Here is a 16,707-nt window from a genome sequence, read left to right as displayed (position 1 = left end):
ATGAACAAGAACCACACCCTTGATCTGGCGCTGCTCAGGGCCTTTGTCGAAGTGGCGGATACCGGAAGCATGAGTGTTGCATCGGTAGGCCTGCACCTGACACAAGGGGCTGTCAGCCAGCGAATCAAGCGGTTGGAGGCATTCCTCGGCTGCCCATTGCTGATGCGTGACACTCAAGGCAGTAGCCTGACCTGGCAGGGGAGGTCGTTGTTGCCTGACGCTCGTCGCCTGCTGCGGATGCATGATGCATTTTGCGCCAGTGTCGGGGCCAGGGAATCAGACGCCCCGGTGCGTCTCGGGCTCCCGTTCGATATGGCCGGCGCGCCGCTTGCTCCCGTGCTGAAGGCGTTCGGTGATGCCTTCCCCAAGGCCGAGGTAAAGATCTTCAGTGCTTCGTCCGTGGACCTCGACCAGGTGTTCGCCACGGGCGAACTCGATCTGGTGCTCAGCCAAGGCCCGGTTGATGTCGAGTTGGGCGAACGCCTGGCTGTTGATCAGCTGGTGTGGCTGGGCAACGAGACTGCATCGGCACGGCGCCCATTGGCTCTGTGCTTCCTGACGGCGAATTGCGCCTTTCGCGACACCGTTTTCCGGTGTCTTGGCGAAGCAGGTATCGTGGCAAAGGTGGTATTTGAAAATGCGTCGGTCGATACCACGTTGACCATGGTTCGCAACGGGCTGGCGGTTACGCCATGGCTGCAAAGTCTCGTTCCTGAAGATATCAGCCTGGCTGCACCTGAATGTGGGTTACCAACACTGCCCGCGTTCGCCGTGCGGTTGCAGACGGTCGAGGATGCCAGTCGTTCCGTTTCTGGCCTCGCGGACATTATCCGGGAACATTTCAAGCGCTGAGACGGCTGCGTTTCTCATCACTGCGAAGCCGGTCCAAATGAGCAGTGCCAGATTGTTTGTTGACGTTGCTCCACGCCTGTGCACCCGACTGACGCAGGCCTACGGCTCTTGCGCAAGACCGTGCAGGTGCTCGCGCAGAAAGTCGATGAAGGCCATCGCCCGTGCCGAATGTCGCCGCTCGCGGCTGAACACCGCGCTGACGGGCAGTGCCGTGGCTTTGTAATCGTCAAGCACGCTTAGCACGCTGCCGCGTTCAACGTCTGCTTTGAAAAGCCATTGTGGGGAGAGGGAGATGCCCAAACCGCACAGCACCATTTCCCGAATGGCCTCGCTGCTGTTGCTGGTGACGTTGCCTGTGATGGCGATATCGAACGCGTCCGACCCCCGTGTGAAGCGCCAGCGATCGTATTGCTCCAGCAACGTGAAGCCGATGCAGTTGTGGTTTGCCAGTTCGCCAGGCTCCAGTGGCAGGCCGTGGCGTTCCAGATAGGCAGGCGAGGCGTATACCTGCCGCAGGGTGTTGCCGAGCGGTACCGCCACCAGGCCCTCGTTTTTCACTACGCCTATCCGGATCGCCACATCTATGTCCTCCATGAGCAGGTCTTCGTTGTGATCGTTCAGCCGGAGGTCAAGCCGCACATCGGGATAGCGCTGCAGAAAAGTCCCGATCAGAGGCGGGCAGATGCGGGGCAACTGACGATCCGGGTGGATCGGCAACGGTTCGCACTGGACGAGGTAAACGACGCCTTCCGCCAGGTCGCAGAAGGCCGCGCCAAGGGCAAGACAATCATCCAGTTGTTGAGCGAATAGAACCGAGAACGTTGAACGCCATGGTATCCGCCGATGGGGGCCGCTTTATCGAGCGGCCCCCTGACTTTGTCGTGCTGGAGAGCAGATTTCGGGGGACGCGATTCTATGGCACACGCTGAGTGGGTCAATTGCAATCGCTGGCATGCTTTGGCAATGCACACGATATCAGTGCTGCCAGCAGAACAAATACTGTGGAGATCCACAGGCAGGCCTCCAACCCGTAAGCCTGGAATACCCAGCCGGAAAGCAGCGTACCGACCAGCCGCCCTAGCGCGTTGGACATGTAGTAGAAGCCCACATCCAGCGATACCCCGTCTTCCTTGGCATAGCTGACGATCAGGTAGCTATGCAGTGACGAATTCACGGCGAACAGCACGCCGAACAGCATCAGCCCGCCAAGCACCATCACCTGGGCCGACCAGCCTGCCGACAGGCCCACGGCGATGAGCGCCGGCAGCCCGGCAAGGGCGATCGCCCAGATGAAAGCCGCGCGACCGTCGGGCACCTGGCCGCGTTTCTTGCCAGTGATGTGGGGGGCAAGCGACTGGACGATGCCGTAGCCGATTATCCATGCAGCCAGGAAGCCGCCGACTAGCCAGAAGTCCCAGCCAAAAGCCGTGCTCAGGTACACCGGCAAAGCCACGACGAACCAGACGTCACGGGCGCCAAAGAGAAACAGCCGTGCGGCCGAAAGAATGTTGATGGCCCGGCTCTTGGACAGCATGTCGCGGAACTTCGGCTTGGCCTTGGCCTTGCCCAGGTCCTTCTTCAGCAGGATCAGGCTGCCGACCCAGATCAATGCCAGTACCGTCGCCATGGCCAGCACCGCCAAGGTAAACCCGAGCAGTGCGAGCAGCGCTCCGCCGAGGAAGAAGCCCACTCCCTTGAGTGCATTTTTCGAGCCCGTGAGGATGGCTACCCACTTGTAGAGGGTGCCTTGCTGGCTATCCGGCACCAGAAGCTTGATGGAGCTCTTGGCGCTCATCTTGTTCAGGTCCTTGGCGATGCCGGACAGCGCCTGTGCCGCCATCACCCAGGGCACTGTCAGCCAGGCTGCCGGCACCGTGAGCATCAGCAAGGCCAGCACCTGCATGCCCAGGCCGATGTTCATGCTGCGGTTGAGCCCCAGGCGGGCGCCGAGGTAGCCGCCCACCAGGTTGGTGAGCACGCCGAACACCTCATAGAACAGGAACAGCGCCGCGATCTGCAGCGGCGTGTAGCCCAACGTATGGAAGTGCAGTACCACCAACATGCGCAACGCACCGTCGGTGAGGGTGAAGGCCCAGTAGTTGCCGGTAACCAGCAGGTACTGACGCACTTGTGCAGGCAGGGCTGACAACGCCTTCATGATTGCCGGTTACTCCGCTGCGCCGACCAAGCGTGCCAGTTCAGCTGCACGGTTGGCGTAGCCCCACTCGTTGTCGTACCAGGCGTAGATCTTCACCTGGGTGCCATTGACCACCATGGTGGACAGCGCGTCGATGATCGAAGACCGTGGATCGGTGCGGTAGTCGATGGACACCAGAGGGCGTTCTTCGTAGCCGAGGATGTCCTTGAGCGGCCCTTCGGCAGCGGCTTTCAGCAGCGCATTGACCTCGTCAACCGTCGTCTCACGCTCCACCTCGAACACGCAGTCGGTGAGCGAGGCGTTGGCCAGCGGTACACGCACAGCGTGACCATTCAGCTTGCCGCGCAGCTCAGGGAAGATCTCGGCGATTGCGGTAGCCGAACCCGTGGTGGTCGGGATCAGGCTCATGCCCGAGGCACGGGCACGACGCAGGTCCTTGTGTGGCGTATCGAGGATGCTCTGGGTATTGGTGAGGTCGTGGATGGTGGTGATCGAGCCGTGGCGGATGCCCAGGTTTTCGTGAATCACCTTGACCACCGGGGCCAGGCAATTGGTGGTGCAGGAAGCGGCGGTGACGATACGGTGCTGCGCCGGGTCGAACAGGTGCTGGTTGACGCCCATCACCACGTTCAGCGCGCCTTTCTCCTTCACCGGAGCGCAGACCACCACGCGTTTGACGCCCTGATCCAGATAGGCCTGGAGCACCGCTACCGACTTCATCTTGCCGCTGGCGTCGATGACCAGATCACAGCCCGACCAGTCGGTGTCGGCGATCGTCTTGTTCGCGGTGACCTTGATGCGCTTGCCCTCGATCACCATCGAGTCGCCTTCTGCCCGGGCTTCACGCTGCCAGCGGCCGTGGACCGAATCGAAGTTGATCAGGTGGGCGTGGGTCTCGGCGTCGCCGGCCGGGTCATTGATCTGGACGAATTCGAATTCCGGCCAGCCCCAGGACGCGCGCAGCGCCAGGCGACCGATACGGCCAAACCCATTGATGCCTACTTTGATTGCCATGGTCTTGTTCTCGAGTTGTGACTTCAGATGGATCGTTGATTGACACGCCTGGACAGTTCCTCGGCCGACTCCTTGCGCTCGGAGTAGCGGTCGACGAGGTAGTCGGCGCGGTCGCGCAACAGCAGGGTGAACTTCACCAGCTCTTCCATGACATCGACGACACGGTCGTAGTACGGGGACGGTTTCATGCGGCCCGTTTCGTCGAACTCCAGGTAGGCCTTGGGCACGGACGACTGGTTGGGGATGGTGAACATGCGCATCCAGCGGCCAAGCACGCGCAACTGGTTGACCACGTTGAACGACTGCGAACCGCCGCATACCTGCATGACCGCGAGGGTCTTGCCCTGGGTCGGCCGTACGGCGCCCATGCTCAGGGGGATCCAGTCGATCTGCGACTTGAACACACCAGTCATCGCGCCATGACGTTCCGGGGAGCACCAGACCATGCCTTCCGACCACAGCACCAGGTCGTGCAACTCCTTGACCATCGGATGGTCATCCGGCGCGTCATCCGCCAATGGCAGGCCGGACGGGTTGAAGATTCGCGTCTCGGCACCGAAGTGCTCCAGCAGGCGGGCGGCTTCTTCGGTCAGCAGGCGGCTGAAGGAGCGTTCGCGGGTCGAGCCGTACAGCAGCAGGATGCGAGGCTTGTGGGTGGACTGCTGCGCGATCGCCAGTTTCTCGGCTGTCGGCAGATCGACCAGGTCGTTGTCGATGTTGGGAATGGGGTGTTCGGTCATGGTTTCACTCCTGGGAAAAGGCACCCGATGGCTGATCGAACCAGCGACGCTTGAGCCACCAGGCCACGCCAACCAGCGAGATCAGTACCGGCACTTCCACCAAGGGCCCGATGACGGTGGCAAACGCGACCGGCGAGGCGAGGCCGAAGGTGGCGATGGCCACCGCAATGGCCAGTTCGAAGTTGTTGCTTGCCGCAGTGAAGGCCAGCGCAGTGGTGCGGGGGTAGTCGGCCTCCAGCAGCTTGCCCATCCAGAAGCTGATGAAGAACATGACCACGAAATAGATGGTCAGCGGGATGGCAATGCGCAGCACGTCCAGCGGCAGTTGCAGCACCATGTCGCCTTTCAGGCTGAACATGGCAACGATGGTCAGCAGCAACGCCACGAGGGTCAGCGGGCTGATTTTCGGAATGAAGTGCTCCTGGTACCAGGTGGCGCCTTTACGGCTGATCAGGGTCTTGCGGGTCAGGAAACCGGCCAGGAACGGGATACCCAGGTAGATCAGCACCGATTGGGCTATATCGAGGAAGCTGGTCTCGATGACGCTACCTTCCAGGCCGAACAGTGGCGGCAGCAGGCCCAGGAAGATCCAGGCGTACACGCTGAAGAACAGGATCTGGAAAATGCTGTTGAAGGCGACCAGGCCGGCCACGTACTGGTTATTGCCGCCGGCGATCTGGTTCCATACCAGCACCATGGCGATGCAACGCGCCAGGCCGATGAGTATCAGGCCGGTCATGTACTCGGGCTTGTCGGAAAGGAACACTACTGCCAGCCCGAACATCAGCACCGGGCCGATCACCCAGTTCTGGATCAGCGACAGGGCGAGGATGCGCTTGTCCTTGAAGACCTGTGGCAACTCCTCGTATTTCACCTTCGCCAATGGCGGGTACATCATGACGATCAGGCCGATTGCGATGGGGATGTTCGTCGAGCCCACCGACAGACTGTGCAGCCACGCTGGCAACCCCTGGAACAGGCTGCCGAGAGCGATCCCCAGGCCCATGGCCAGGAAGATCCAGACCGTCAGGTAGCGGTCGAGGAATGAAAGCCGGCTTTTGCTCATGGTGTATCTCCCTGAACGTCAGAGCGTTCCGATGATCGCCAGCTCGGCCTTGAGCCGGGCGGCATCCAGTTGTTCGAAAGGCAATGCGAGAAATGCCTTTTTCTCGGCAGTGGTCAGCAGCAGGCAGCGACGCGCTGAGGACGGTCACCCATGGTGTCCAGTCGTTTGGCGCTGGTGCTCAACCATTCGCGATTGGCTTCCAGCGTGGTTACCAGGACATCGCGTACCCAGGCGGGCAGTTCTGGATGAAGGCGGTAGTAAACCCATTGGCCCTGCCTGCGGTCTTCAAGCAGGCCGCAGGTGCGCAGTTGTGCGAGGTGGCGAGAAACCTTGGGTTGGCTTTCTTCCAGGGCGCAGATCAGTTCACAGACGCACAGCTCTTCCTCACGAGTGATCAGCAGCATCATCCGAATGCGGTTCTCGTCGGCGAGGCATTTGAAGACCTGGGTCGGGGTCAGCGAGTCAGTCATGGGTGTTCTCGGTGCGGGCAGTTGGTGCCTATGGCGGGGTATTCACTGTATATGTTTTTTCGAATATACGGATTTTCGAATGTATTGCAAGGCCGCCGGATCTGTTCTGCGCACCTTGTGAAAGCAACGGCCTTGCTCAATTCCCAAAGCTGGCGCGATCCCTGTGGGAGCGGCCTTGTGTCGCGAAAGGGCTGCAAAGCAGCCCCAGCAATTTCAACTGTTGCGCATCAAACCTGGGGCCGCTTTGCAGCCCTTTCGCGACACAAGGCCGCTCCCACAGGGTCCCTGTCAACTTGATGAGGCACGGTAGCGTTCTGTCGATCAAGGCTGTGCAAATACGTTTAACATGCTCCAGGCCCGCCCCCATCGTTGAAAGAGATTCGCATGGAGTTACGTCAGCTTCGCTATTTCCTGAGTGTTCTGGAGTACGGCAGCCTTGGCAGGGCTGCGGTCGAGCTAGGGGTTGGCGCCTCGGCTTTGAGCCAGCAGTTGTCGAAGCTGGAGAGCGAGGTGAGTACCCGGCTTTTGACACGTTCGAGCACCGGCGTCGCGCCGACGGCGGCCGGGCTGGCCTTCGAATACCATGCGCGCCTGGCGCTTCGTCAGGCGGAGCATGCTGTCCTGGCGGCACAAAGTGGTCGCATGAGCGGCTATGCCAGCGTGGGGCTGGCACCGACCACTGCATCGATCCTTGGCTTGGCGTTGATCGACAGGATGCGCGAACGCTATCCCGACATCCGGCTGCACCTGGTGGAAATGCTGTCTGGTTATCTGATGAACCAACTCAATGCCCGGCACCTCGACCTGGCGGTGCTGTTCCAGGCAGAGACGGGGCCGCGGCTGGAGGTACGGGCGCTTCTGACGGAGCGGCTGTTCGTGCTGGTTCCCGCGCCACTGGTCAAGGACGGCTGGGGCGAGTCGCTCACGTTGCAACAGATCGCGACGCTGCCGTTGGTTATGCCAAGCACGCAACACGGTCTGCGAACGACGTTGCGCTCGATTTTCGAGCGGGCAGGGCTGGAGGCCAGCATCGTCATGGAAGTCGATGGTTTGTCGCTGTTGATGGATTGCGTGTGTGCGGGCCATGCCGCCACCATCCAGCCCGGCGCGACGGTGGCCCGGGCGCATCAGGCGGGCCTGCGCGTGTTTGCCATCGATGAAGCACAGGCGCAGCGTCGCAACGTAATTGTCAGCCTGACCGATGACGAGCTCTCGCCGGCAGCGTTGGCAACGCGGATCGTACTGCAGGAGGTCGCTCGGGATCTGGTGGAACAGGGCCGATGGCCTGGGGCCCGGCTGCTTTGACCTGGATTCTGAGTTCACTCTTCCAGCCCCTTTAGAAAAACTGAATGCCTCCCCTCGACGATCGCGTTTCGCGCCCTCCAGGCTCTCATTAAAGTCCCTGGTCACGAGGAGCAGCCGAACATTCGGCTCTTCGTGATCTGGAGGCGAAATGATCGATGTGCTAGTCATCGGAGGGGGCAATGCCGCCCTCTGTGCCGCGCTGATGGCGCGAGAGGCCGGAGCCAGCGTGCTGCTGCTCGAGGCCGCACCCCGCGCCTGGCGTGGTGGCAACTCACAACACACGCGTAACCTGCGGTGCATGCATGATGGCCCCCAGGACGTACTGCTCGAGGCGTACCCGGAAGAGGAGTTCTGGCAGGACCTGCTGAAGGTCACCGGTGGCCAGACCGACGAAAAGCTGGCGCGCCTGGTGATTCGCGCATCCTCCAGCTGTCGCGGGTGGATGCGCCGGCATGGCGTGCATTTCCAGCCCTCATTGTCAGGTGCGCTGCACACCGCACGGACCAATGCCTTCTTCATGGGCGGCGGCAAGGCGCTGGTCAATGCCTACTTCCGCAGCGCCGAAAACCTTGGCGTACAGATACGCTACGACGCCCCCGTAGCCGACATAGAACTGCAGGACGGACGCTTCGTTGCGGCCCATGTGCCTGCGCGCGAGGTTCAGGGGCGACACCTGCCTGCCGAGCGCATCGAGGCGCGTACCTGTGTGCTTGCCGCCGGCGGCTTCGAGTCCAACCGTGAGTGGTTGCGCGAGGCGTGGGGGCAGAACGAGCGAGGGGAGTGGCCTTCGGACAACTTCCTTATCCGTGGTACGCGTTTCAATGATGGTGCGCTGTTGCGCCGCATGATCGAACAGGGCGCCGACACGATTGGCGACCCGACCCAGGCACATATGGTGGCGATCGATGCCCGCGCACCGCTATACGACGGCGGCATCTGCACGCGCATCGATTGTGTGTCGCTGGGCGTGGTGGTCAACCGCGACGGCCAGCGCTTCTACGATGAAGGCGAGGATTTCTGGCCCAAGCGCTATGCCATCTGGGGGCGCCTGGTGGCGCATCAGCCAGGGCAGGTCGGGTTTTCGATCATCGACCGGAAAGCCCTCGGGCGCTTCATGCCACCGGTTTTCCCGGGCGCCACCGCCGATAGCCTTGAGGCGTTGGCCGGCCTGCTCGGTTTGCCTGTGCAGGCCTTCCTCGAAACCGTACATGCCTACAACCGAGCCTGCCAGGTGGGCACTTTCGACCACACACGGCTGGACGACTGCCACACCGTTGGCCTGGAACCGGTGAAAAGCCACTGGGCGCGCCCGATCGATACGCCCCCCTACTACGGCTACCCGCTGCGCCCTGGCGTGACTTTCACCTACCTGGGGCTGCGCACCGATGAAACCGCCGCCGTTCATTTCGACGGGCGTCCCAGCCCGAACCTGTTCGTTGCCGGTGAAATGATGGCGGGCAATGTACTGGGCAAGGGCTACACCGCAGGCGTCGGCATGTCCATCGGCACCGCCTTCGGCCGTATCGCCGGAACCAGCGCTGCTGCGGCGGCGGGTTACGAACATCCAGAAAAAGAGAAGAGCCATGACTGCGCAACTGCCTGAACCACGCCAGCCTGATGCCGCCGGGTCGGCCCTCGAACTGATCCCGGTGTTGAACGTCGAGGAGCAGGAAGTGAACCGGCAAATGCGGATATGCAACGCCTGTCGCTACTGCGAGGGCTTTTGCGCAGTTTTCCCGGCAATGACCCGCAGGCTGGAGTTCGGCAAGGCCGACATCCATTACCTGGCCAACCTGTGCCACAACTGCGGCGCTTGCCTGCATGCCTGCCAGTACGCTCAGCCCCACGAATTCGCCGTCAACGTGCCGCAGGCAATGGCCAAGGTGCGCGGGCAGACCTACGCCGAGTACGCATGGCCGGCCCTGTTCGGCCGGCTGTATCGGCACAACGGCGCCTATGTTGCCAGTGCCTTGGCAGTGGCCTTGTCGCTGTTTCTGCTGCTGGCGTTGTGGGTCAATGGCACGCTGCTACCTGGTCGGCTGGCGGGCAATTTCTATGCGATCTTCCCGCACAACACCCTGGCGCTGATGTTCGGTAGCGTCTTTGTCGCTGCAGGCTTGGCTCTGGCGGTGGCGGTACGTCGCTTCTGGCGTTCGGTCTCGCCTGCCGAGGCGCTGGCGCAACCGGCAAAAGGGGCTGTGCTTGAGGCATCAAGCGCGGCGTTGACCCTGAAATACCTGGACGGCGGGCACGGCCAAGGTTGCAACAACGCCGATGATCGCTACACGCTCTGGCGCCGTCGCTTCCATCACTTCACCTTCTACGGCTTCATGCTGTGCTTTGCCGCCACGGTGGTCGCCACCGGGTATCACTATCTGCTGGGCCAGCAGGCGCCGTACCCGCTGCTGAGCGCACCGGTGTTGCTCGGAACCCTGGGCGGAATTGGCTTGATTGTCGGGCCTGCCGGGTTGCTGGCGCTGAACCTGCGCAGGGCGCCGGAGCAGGGCGATGTGGCCCAGCGCCTCATGGACCGGGCCTTCATTCTGCTTCTGCTGTTGGTCAGCGCCACAGGCCTTGCCTTGCTGGGCCTGCGTGATACCGCCGCGATGGCGATCGTGCTGGCGCTTCACCTGGGGACGGTGATGGCGCTGTTCATCACGCTGCCCTATGGCAAGTTTGCCCATGGCCTGTTCCGCAGCGCGGCACTGCTCAAGTTTGCAATCGAGAAGCGCCGCCCCAACAAGCTGGGCCTGGGCGGGGAGTGAACCATGAACTCAGCCTGTATTTCCCCTGCGCCGTGCCGAGCCGGAAGCAAGGCATTTCGTTCAGCGGTTGGGCCACTTGTCCAGCAGGATCGACACGAACTTCTCCGCTGCCGGCGACAGCGACGCCCCTCTGCGGTAGACCAAACCAAGGGTACGGGTTACCTGGGGTTCGATCAGCGGCACGCTGACCAGCGTCGGGTGGTCGGCGCTGGGCATGGCCAGGCTGGGCATGGCCGACACGCCCAGCCCGGCCTCGACCATGCCCAGCGAGGTGGACAGATGCTGAACCTCGTAGAACCACTTGGGCCGCAGGTTGAGCCCGGACAGGGCATGGTCCAGCAGCATCCGGTTACCGCTAAGCCGGCCTACGCCGATCAGGCGGTAGTCGGCCAGTTCTGTCCAGGTGACGGCTTCACGGTTCGCCAGCTTGTGGTCCCTGCGGCAGGCCAGGACGAAATGTTCCTGTACCAGGGAGACGAACTCGATGTCCGGGTGCTGGCCGCTCATCATGTTGATGCCGAAATCGGCTTCACCGCGCAGCACGGCTTCGAGCCCGTCGTTGGCACTGAGGTCCAGCAGACGAATGCGGATCTTGGGGTATTGCTCGTTGTAGTCACGGATCACCGACGGCAGGAAATAGAACGCTGCAGTCGGAATACAGGCGAGGGTTACCTGACCGGTCTGTCGTTCTGCGAGTTCGCGAATGCTCAGGATCGAGTCTTCGAAGTCATCCAGCAGGCGCCTTGCCTTGGGCAGGAAGTCACGCCCGACGCTGGTCAGGCTGACGCGACGAGTAGTGCGTTCCAGCAACGAAGTGCCCAAGCCTTCCTCGAGCTTCTTGATCCGCCGGCTCAAGGCGGGCTGCGACAGGTGCAACGCTTCTGCGGCTTCGTGGAAGCTGCCGAGTTCGGCGATTTTCACGAAAGATCGTATGTCTTGCAGCTCATATTCCATCTCGGATCGCTCTTGGCAGTCGGTTCTGAATTGATGCTTGAATCGCAATAATGGCTACGATATTTGCATTGGATTGATTTATCCATCCCTGTCAATCTTTTGTCCACAGCATCAATGATGTCCATTGATCAACAAGAGTGCGAAATCATGCAACGAATTCCTTGCGTACTCATGCGCGGTGGCACCTCCAAGGGCCCCTTTTTCCACGCATGGGACCTTCCTGCCAATGTGGTCGAACGCGACGAATTGCTGATCAACCTGATGGGTTCCGGGCATGAACTGGAAATCGACGGCATCGGTGGCGGTAGCCCGCAGACCAGCAAGGTAGCGATTGTCAGCCCCTCGCTGCATGCCGACGCCGACGTCGACTACCTGTTCGTGCAGGTCATGGTCGCCCAGCGCCGGGTTGATACCGCGCCCAACTGCGGCAACATGCTGTGCGCCGTTGGCCCGTTCGCCATCGAGCAAGGGCTTGTCAAAGGCCAGGACGGCAAGACGCTGGTGCGTATTCGCAACCTCAACACCGGCACTTTCGTCAATTCGCTGGTGGAAACCCCCGGCGGCATCGTGCGCTATGAAGGCCGCACGGCGATCGATGGCGTACCGGGCACTGCCGCTCCGGTGCACCTGACCTTCCTCGATGCGGTCGGCAGCAAGACCGGCAAGCTGTTCCCGACCGGCAAGGCCAAGGATGTGATTGACGGCGTTGCGGTCACCTGCATCGACATGGCCATGCCGATGATGGTGGTGGAGGCCAGCCAGCTGGGCGTCACCGGCTCGGAATCCCCGGCCGAACTCGACGCCAACGGCGAACTGCTCGAGCGCCTCGAGGTGTTGCGGCTGAAAGCCGGCAAGGCCATGGGTCTGGGTGATGTCAGCGGTATGGTCATCCCCAAGCCTGTTCTGGTGTCCAAGCCCCGTTATGACGGCACGTTGCAGGTCCGCTACTTCATGCCGCACAACTGCCACCGAGCCTTGGCCATCACCGGAGCGATAGGGCTGGCGACTGCCTGCGTCAGCCCAGGTACGGTGATCGGCGAACTGCTGGGCGAGGGCGCCGAGCAACTGGCCGAGGTACGCCTGGAACACCCAAGCGGTGGTATCGATGTCGCGCTGTCACGCAGCGGCGCCGATGGCAAGACGATTCAGGCCTCTGTGGTGCGAACCGCCCGGCGGCTGTTCTCAGGCTTCGTTTACGCGCCTACATTCCGCAGGTTGGCGGGGTAGGCCCAGGCGGTAGTCCAGACCTGTACATTCGCAACAAGCGCATCCGCACAATTTCAACAATGGGTGATGCCTCATGAGACTCGCCAAATCGCTGTACTTCCAGATCCTCTGCGCCGTCCTGCTGGGCGTGGTGGTCGGTCACTTCTGGGCGCAACAGGCCGTTGCGCTCAAGCCCCTGGGTGATGCGTTCATCAAGCTGATCAAGATGATGATCGCGCCGGTGGTCTTCTGCACCATCGTCACCGGTATCGCCGGGATGACCGACAAGCGCTCCCTCGGGCGTTTGATGAGCAAGACCTTGCTGCTGTTCCTGGTATTGACCGTCATCAGCCTGATGATCGGCCTGGCAGCGGTTTACCTGTTCCGCCCAGGTGTCGGCATGAACATCGACCCTGCCACGCTAAGCACCGCGGGGCTCGGCCAGTACGCCGCGTCTGCGGCAAAGCTCAGCGTGGTCGACTTCTTCATGCACATCATTCCCGACACCTTCATCGGGGCGTTCAACAAGGGCGAAGTGTTGCCGGTGCTGTTCATCGCGGTGCTCAGCGGTTTTGCCCTGTCGTCCATGGGCGAGAAGGGCAAGCCGGTACTCGATGTGCTGGAGTCTGCCTCGACCATGGTGTTTCGCATCTTTGGCTACCTGATGCGCTTCGCCCCGGTCGGCGCCTTCGGTGCGCTGGCCTTTACCGTCGGGCAGTACGGCGTGACGTCCCTGGGGGCACTGGCCAAGCTGGTCGGTACGCTCTACATCGCCTGTGCGTTCTTCGTGCTGGTGGTGCTCGGTGGAATCTGCCGTGCTCACGGCTTCAGCCTGTGGAAGCTGCTGCGCTATTTCCGCGAGGAGTTTCTGGTGGTGCTCGGCACCTCGTCCACCGAGCCCGTGCTGCCACGCATGCTGGAGAAACTGGAGAAGCTGGGCTGCAAGAAAGGCGTGGTCGGGTTGGTGCTGCCAACCGGCTATTCCTTCAACCTCGACGGAACTGCCATCTACCTGTCGTTGGCGGCAGTCTTCATCGCTCAAGCCTGCAACATCGACCTGAGCCTGGGCCAGACGGTGACGATGCTGGCGATCATGCTGTTGTCGTCAAAAGGCGCAGCGGGTGTGACCGGTAGTGGCTTCGTTGCACTGGCTTCAACCTTGACCGTGATTCACGACATTCCGTTGGCAGGGCTTGCCTTGCTGATCGGCATCGATCGCTTCATGTCCGAGGCGCGTGCCCTGACCAGCCTGGCCAGCAACGCCGTAGCCACCGTGGTCATCTCGCTGTCGGAGAATGCCTGTGAACGGGAAACCTTGCTGCGCCGCCTGAACGGCATTCCGGCTGCACCGGACGAGGCGGATATTGCGCAGGCCGACTGGTCTGCCGAGCCTCGGCATCACAGCTGAAAGCCTCTTCCATCTCCCATTGTTGACTTAAAATCCCACTCAGCATCCTGGCGATGCCGAGTGGGCTAGGGGGCCGTCTGCCTTGCCGATGGCCGCAATAGAATAAAAACAAGAGAAAAGACCATGCTCGCACTCCTGGGCCTGATCATGGTGGTGACCTTCACCTACCTGATCATGAGCAAACGCCTGTCGCCAATCGTTGCGCTCACCGTGGTACCCATTGTCTTCGCTGTGATCGGTGGCTTCGCCCCCGAACTGGGCAAGATGATGCTCGATGGCTTGAAAATGGTGGCGCCCTCGGCAGCGCTGTTGCTGTTCGCCATCCTGTTCTTCGGCCTGATGATCGATGCCGGCCTGTTCGACCCGCTGATCCGCAAGATCCTCAAGCGCGTCAATGGCGACCCGGTCAAGATCGCCATCGGTACCGCGCTGCTGTCGCTGCTGGTGGCGCTCGACGGTGACGGCACCACCACCTACATGATTACCTGCGCGGCCATGCTGCCGCTGTACAAGCGCATCGGCATGAACCCGATGATCCTGGCCACGGTATCCATGCTGTCGCTGAGCATCATGAGTGGCATGAGCCCTTGGGGTGGGCCGGCCACCCGGGCCATTGCCGCGCTCGGGCTGGATGCGACCGAGTACTTCATCCCGATGCTGCCGACCGTGATCGGCGGTGCGGCCTGGGTGGTGTTCACCGCCTTCCTGCTGGGCCGTGCCGAGCGCCGACGCATCGGCAACATCGCCCTGGAGTCGGGTGGCGGCAACTGCTACATCAAGGAAATCCTCGGCGACAACCCGCACAAGCGCCCGCGCCTGGCGTATGTGAACCTGGTGCTGGTGATCGCCGTCATGACGGCGCTGGTGATGGGCGTCATGCACTCTGCTCTGTTGTTCATGATCGGTTTCGTTGCAGCGCTGATGATCAACTACCCACAACTGGATCTGCAGAAAGAGCGCATCCTCGCCCACTCCGGCAACGCCATGACCGTGGTACTGCTGGTATTCGCCGCAGGCATCTTCGCGGGGATCTTCTCGGGCACCAAGATGGTCGATGCACTGGCGCAGACCCTGGTCGACTGGATTCCCGAGGCTTGGAGCCACTGGTTCCCGCTGGTGGTGGCGCTGACCAGCATGCCGCTGACCTTCGTACTGTCCAACGACGCTTACTACTTTGGCGTGGTGCCGATCCTTGCCAACGCTGCGGCCGCCTACGGCATCGACCCGGTTGAAATCGCCCGCGCCTCGGTGCTGGGGCAGCCGGTGCACCTGATGAGCCCGCTGGTGGCCTCGACCTTGCTGCTGGTGGGCATGGTCGATCGCGACATCGGCGACTTCCAGAAGGCCACCGTGAAATGGGCGGTGCTGACATCACTGGTCATCACCGCACTGGCCTTGGTCACGGGTGCCTTGTCCTTCTTCGTCTGATCTGCCTCGGGTGCTGCTGGCGCCCACCTCATCCAAGAACAACAACAGAGTATCGAAAATGTCCCGAACTGTTTTCCGTGGGGCCACCTGTGGCCTGCTCTGCGGCTGGCTGCCTGTGGCCGGCGCTGCCGGATTCATCGACGACGGCAAGCTCAAGCTGCAGCTGCGCAACGTTTACTTCAACGAAAACTTCCGCGACGAACAAGGCATGAGCGCCCGCGCTGCTGCAACTGCAAAGAGCGAGCGTGTGGAATGGGCACAGGGTTTTCTGCTCGACTACCAATCAGGGTTCACCCAAGGCCCGCTGGGGCTGGGGCTCGATGCCCTGGGGCTTGTAGGCGTACGGCTCGATTCGGGCCGCGGGCGCAGCGGTACCGGCTTGCTGCCGGTGCATGACGATGGCCGTGCCGCGGACGAGTTCGCCAGTGCCGGTGTGACGGCCAAGGCGCGACTGGGGCAGACCATCGTCAAGCATGGCACCTTGCTGCCCAAGACACCGGTGCTGGTGTACAACGATGCGCGATTGTTGCCGCAGACCTACCAGGGTACGCAGCTGACCAGTACTGATGTCGATGGCCTGACCCTGACCGCCGGCCACCTGGACCGTTTCAAGCAGCGGGACTCCTCCGACAGCACCGGCCTGTTCCTGGATGGTTACAGTGGCAGCGAGTCTGGCGATTTCAGCTTTGCGGGGGCCGAATATGCCGCCAGCAAGCAGCTGCGCTTGAGCTATTTCCACGGCCAGCTCGAACACTTCTATCGCCAGGACTACCTAGGCCTGATCCACGACCTGCCGTTGGCCGGCGGTATATTGACCACCGACTTGCGCTATTTCAAGAGCCGCGACAGCGGGGCCGCTCATGGTGGTCAGATAGACAATGACATGTTCAGTGGGCAGCTGTCCTATACCCACTCCGGGCACACTGTCGGTGCCGGTTACCAGGTGCTCGACGGCGAGGCAGGGCTGCCATACATCAGCGGCGCGACGGTCTACTCGTTCAGTAACGTCGGCATCGGCAAGTTCATCGAGGAGGAAGAGAAAACCTGGATGGCCAGCTATGCCTACAACTTTGCTGCGGCCGGTGTCCCCGGGCTGACCTTCATGGCGCGCTACCTGAGCGGGGACAACGGTCGCTCGGCTGATGCCGGGCTCAGCGAGTGGGAGCGTGACGTGGAGCTTGCCTATGTGGTGCAATCCGGGCCTGTCAAAGGTCTGGGTGTGAAGCTTCGCAACTACGTCTACCGCTCTGACTTTTCCCGAGGGCGCGACAGCAACCGGATCTACCTGACCTACGATATTGCGATCTGGTAATGCGGCCGTGCGAGCATGCATGCCTCGAG

General features: G+C 61.8%; 14 protein-coding genes and 2 pseudogenes. 9 read left to right on the top strand and 7 right to left on the bottom strand.

What is annotated here, in order from left to right; genetic code table 11:
• Positions 1–852, top strand: a complete 852-nt coding sequence (locus tag ABX298_RS25665; RefSeq protein ID WP_013972220.1) for a LysR family transcriptional regulator — start codon at positions 1–3, stop codon at positions 850–852.
• 99 nt (positions 853–951) lie between these two features.
• Here ABX298_RS25665 and ABX298_RS25660 read toward each other — a convergent pair.
• A pseudogene (locus tag ABX298_RS25660) lies at positions 952–1,539 on the bottom strand (substrate binding domain-containing protein); the annotation flags it as partial.
• Between ABX298_RS25660 and ABX298_RS25655 the strand changes: the two are divergent.
• Positions 1,531–1,662 (top strand): annotated as a pseudogene (locus ABX298_RS25655) (zinc-binding dehydrogenase); the annotation flags it as partial. The pseudogenes ABX298_RS25660 and ABX298_RS25655 overlap by 9 nt on opposite strands.
• Positions 1,663–1,786: 124 nt before the next feature.
• Here ABX298_RS25655 and arsJ read toward each other — a convergent pair.
• The 5 genes from arsJ to ABX298_RS25630 all read right to left on the bottom strand — a co-directional run bounded on the left by arsJ (position 1,787) and on the right by ABX298_RS25630 (position 6,300).
• Positions 1,787–3,010: an organoarsenical effux MFS transporter ArsJ gene (arsJ, locus tag ABX298_RS25650; RefSeq protein ID WP_367393854.1), complete on the bottom strand. Its 1,224-nt coding sequence runs from the start codon at positions 3,008–3,010 to the stop codon at positions 1,787–1,789.
• 9 nt (positions 3,011–3,019) lie between these two features.
• Positions 3,020–4,024: an ArsJ-associated glyceraldehyde-3-phosphate dehydrogenase gene (locus ABX298_RS25645; RefSeq protein ID WP_085663399.1), complete on the bottom strand. Its 1,005-nt coding sequence runs from the start codon at positions 4,022–4,024 to the stop codon at positions 3,020–3,022.
• Positions 4,025–4,047: 23 nt separating this feature from the next.
• Positions 4,048–4,764 carry an arsenical resistance protein ArsH gene (gene arsH / locus ABX298_RS25640; RefSeq protein WP_354315991.1) on the bottom strand — a complete coding sequence of 239 codons (717 nt, stop codon included), beginning with the start codon at positions 4,762–4,764 and terminating at the stop codon, positions 4,048–4,050.
• Positions 4,765–4,768: 4 nt separating this feature from the next.
• Positions 4,769–5,830 (bottom strand): ACR3 family arsenite efflux transporter, encoded by a 1,062-nt coding sequence (gene arsB, locus ABX298_RS25635; RefSeq protein ID WP_075045498.1) that lies wholly within the window; start codon positions 5,828–5,830, stop codon positions 4,769–4,771.
• 113 nt (positions 5,831–5,943) lie between these two features.
• Positions 5,944–6,300, bottom strand: a complete 357-nt coding sequence (locus ABX298_RS25630; protein WP_075045497.1) for a metalloregulator ArsR/SmtB family transcription factor — start codon at positions 6,298–6,300, stop codon at positions 5,944–5,946.
• A 384-nt stretch (positions 6,301–6,684) separates the two neighbouring features.
• Here ABX298_RS25630 and ABX298_RS25625 point away from each other — a divergent pair, with 384 nt between their 5' ends.
• From ABX298_RS25625 to tcuB, 3 genes are all read left to right on the top strand, one after another.
• Positions 6,685–7,605, top strand: a complete 921-nt coding sequence (locus tag ABX298_RS25625; protein WP_025339500.1) for a LysR family transcriptional regulator — start codon at positions 6,685–6,687, stop codon at positions 7,603–7,605.
• 148 nt (positions 7,606–7,753) lie between these two features.
• Positions 7,754–9,208 carry an FAD-dependent tricarballylate dehydrogenase TcuA gene (gene tcuA, locus ABX298_RS25620; protein WP_317409730.1) on the top strand — a complete coding sequence of 485 codons (1,455 nt, stop codon included), beginning with the start codon at positions 7,754–7,756 and terminating at the stop codon, positions 9,206–9,208.
• Positions 9,189–10,370, top strand: coding sequence for a tricarballylate utilization 4Fe-4S protein TcuB (gene tcuB / locus ABX298_RS25615; protein WP_075045494.1), 1,182 nt, complete (start codon positions 9,189–9,191; stop codon positions 10,368–10,370). Before tcuA ends, tcuB begins: the two co-directional genes overlap by 20 nt.
• A gap of 60 nt (positions 10,371–10,430) precedes the next feature.
• Here the strand turns inward: tcuB and ABX298_RS25610 are convergent, their stop codons facing one another.
• Positions 10,431–11,324 carry a LysR family transcriptional regulator gene (locus ABX298_RS25610; protein ID WP_013972231.1) on the bottom strand — a complete coding sequence of 298 codons (894 nt, stop codon included), beginning with the start codon at positions 11,322–11,324 and terminating at the stop codon, positions 10,431–10,433.
• Between the two features lie 147 nt (positions 11,325–11,471).
• On the opposite strand from ABX298_RS25610, the gene ABX298_RS25605 reads away from it, so the two are divergent.
• From ABX298_RS25605 to ABX298_RS25590, 4 genes are all read left to right on the top strand, one after another.
• Positions 11,472–12,551 carry a 4-oxalomesaconate tautomerase gene (locus ABX298_RS25605; protein WP_367393853.1) on the top strand — a complete coding sequence of 360 codons (1,080 nt, stop codon included), beginning with the start codon at positions 11,472–11,474 and terminating at the stop codon, positions 12,549–12,551.
• Between the two features lie 73 nt (positions 12,552–12,624).
• A complete protein-coding gene (dctA, locus tag ABX298_RS25600) occupies positions 12,625–13,938 on the top strand; it encodes a C4-dicarboxylate transporter DctA (protein ID WP_025339496.1) in 1,314 nt (437 codons plus the stop codon).
• 123 nt (positions 13,939–14,061) lie between these two features.
• The gene (locus ABX298_RS25595; RefSeq protein WP_025339495.1) at positions 14,062–15,366 is read left to right on the top strand and encodes a CitMHS family transporter; all 1,305 of its coding nucleotides are present in this window, start codon (positions 14,062–14,064) and stop codon (positions 15,364–15,366) included.
• Positions 15,367–15,424: 58 nt separating this feature from the next.
• The gene (locus tag ABX298_RS25590; protein WP_317409729.1) at positions 15,425–16,678 is read left to right on the top strand and encodes an OprD family porin; all 1,254 of its coding nucleotides are present in this window, start codon (positions 15,425–15,427) and stop codon (positions 16,676–16,678) included.
• Positions 16,679–16,707 lie beyond the last annotated feature (29 nt).

Source organism: Pseudomonas sp. X4 (genome assembly GCF_040784925.1).
Taxonomy (GTDB): domain Bacteria; phylum Pseudomonadota; class Gammaproteobacteria; order Pseudomonadales; family Pseudomonadaceae; genus Aquipseudomonas; species Aquipseudomonas putida_Z.
The sequence above is the reverse complement of the archived record's forward strand: the minus strand, read 5'-3'. Positions and strand labels throughout refer to the sequence as shown.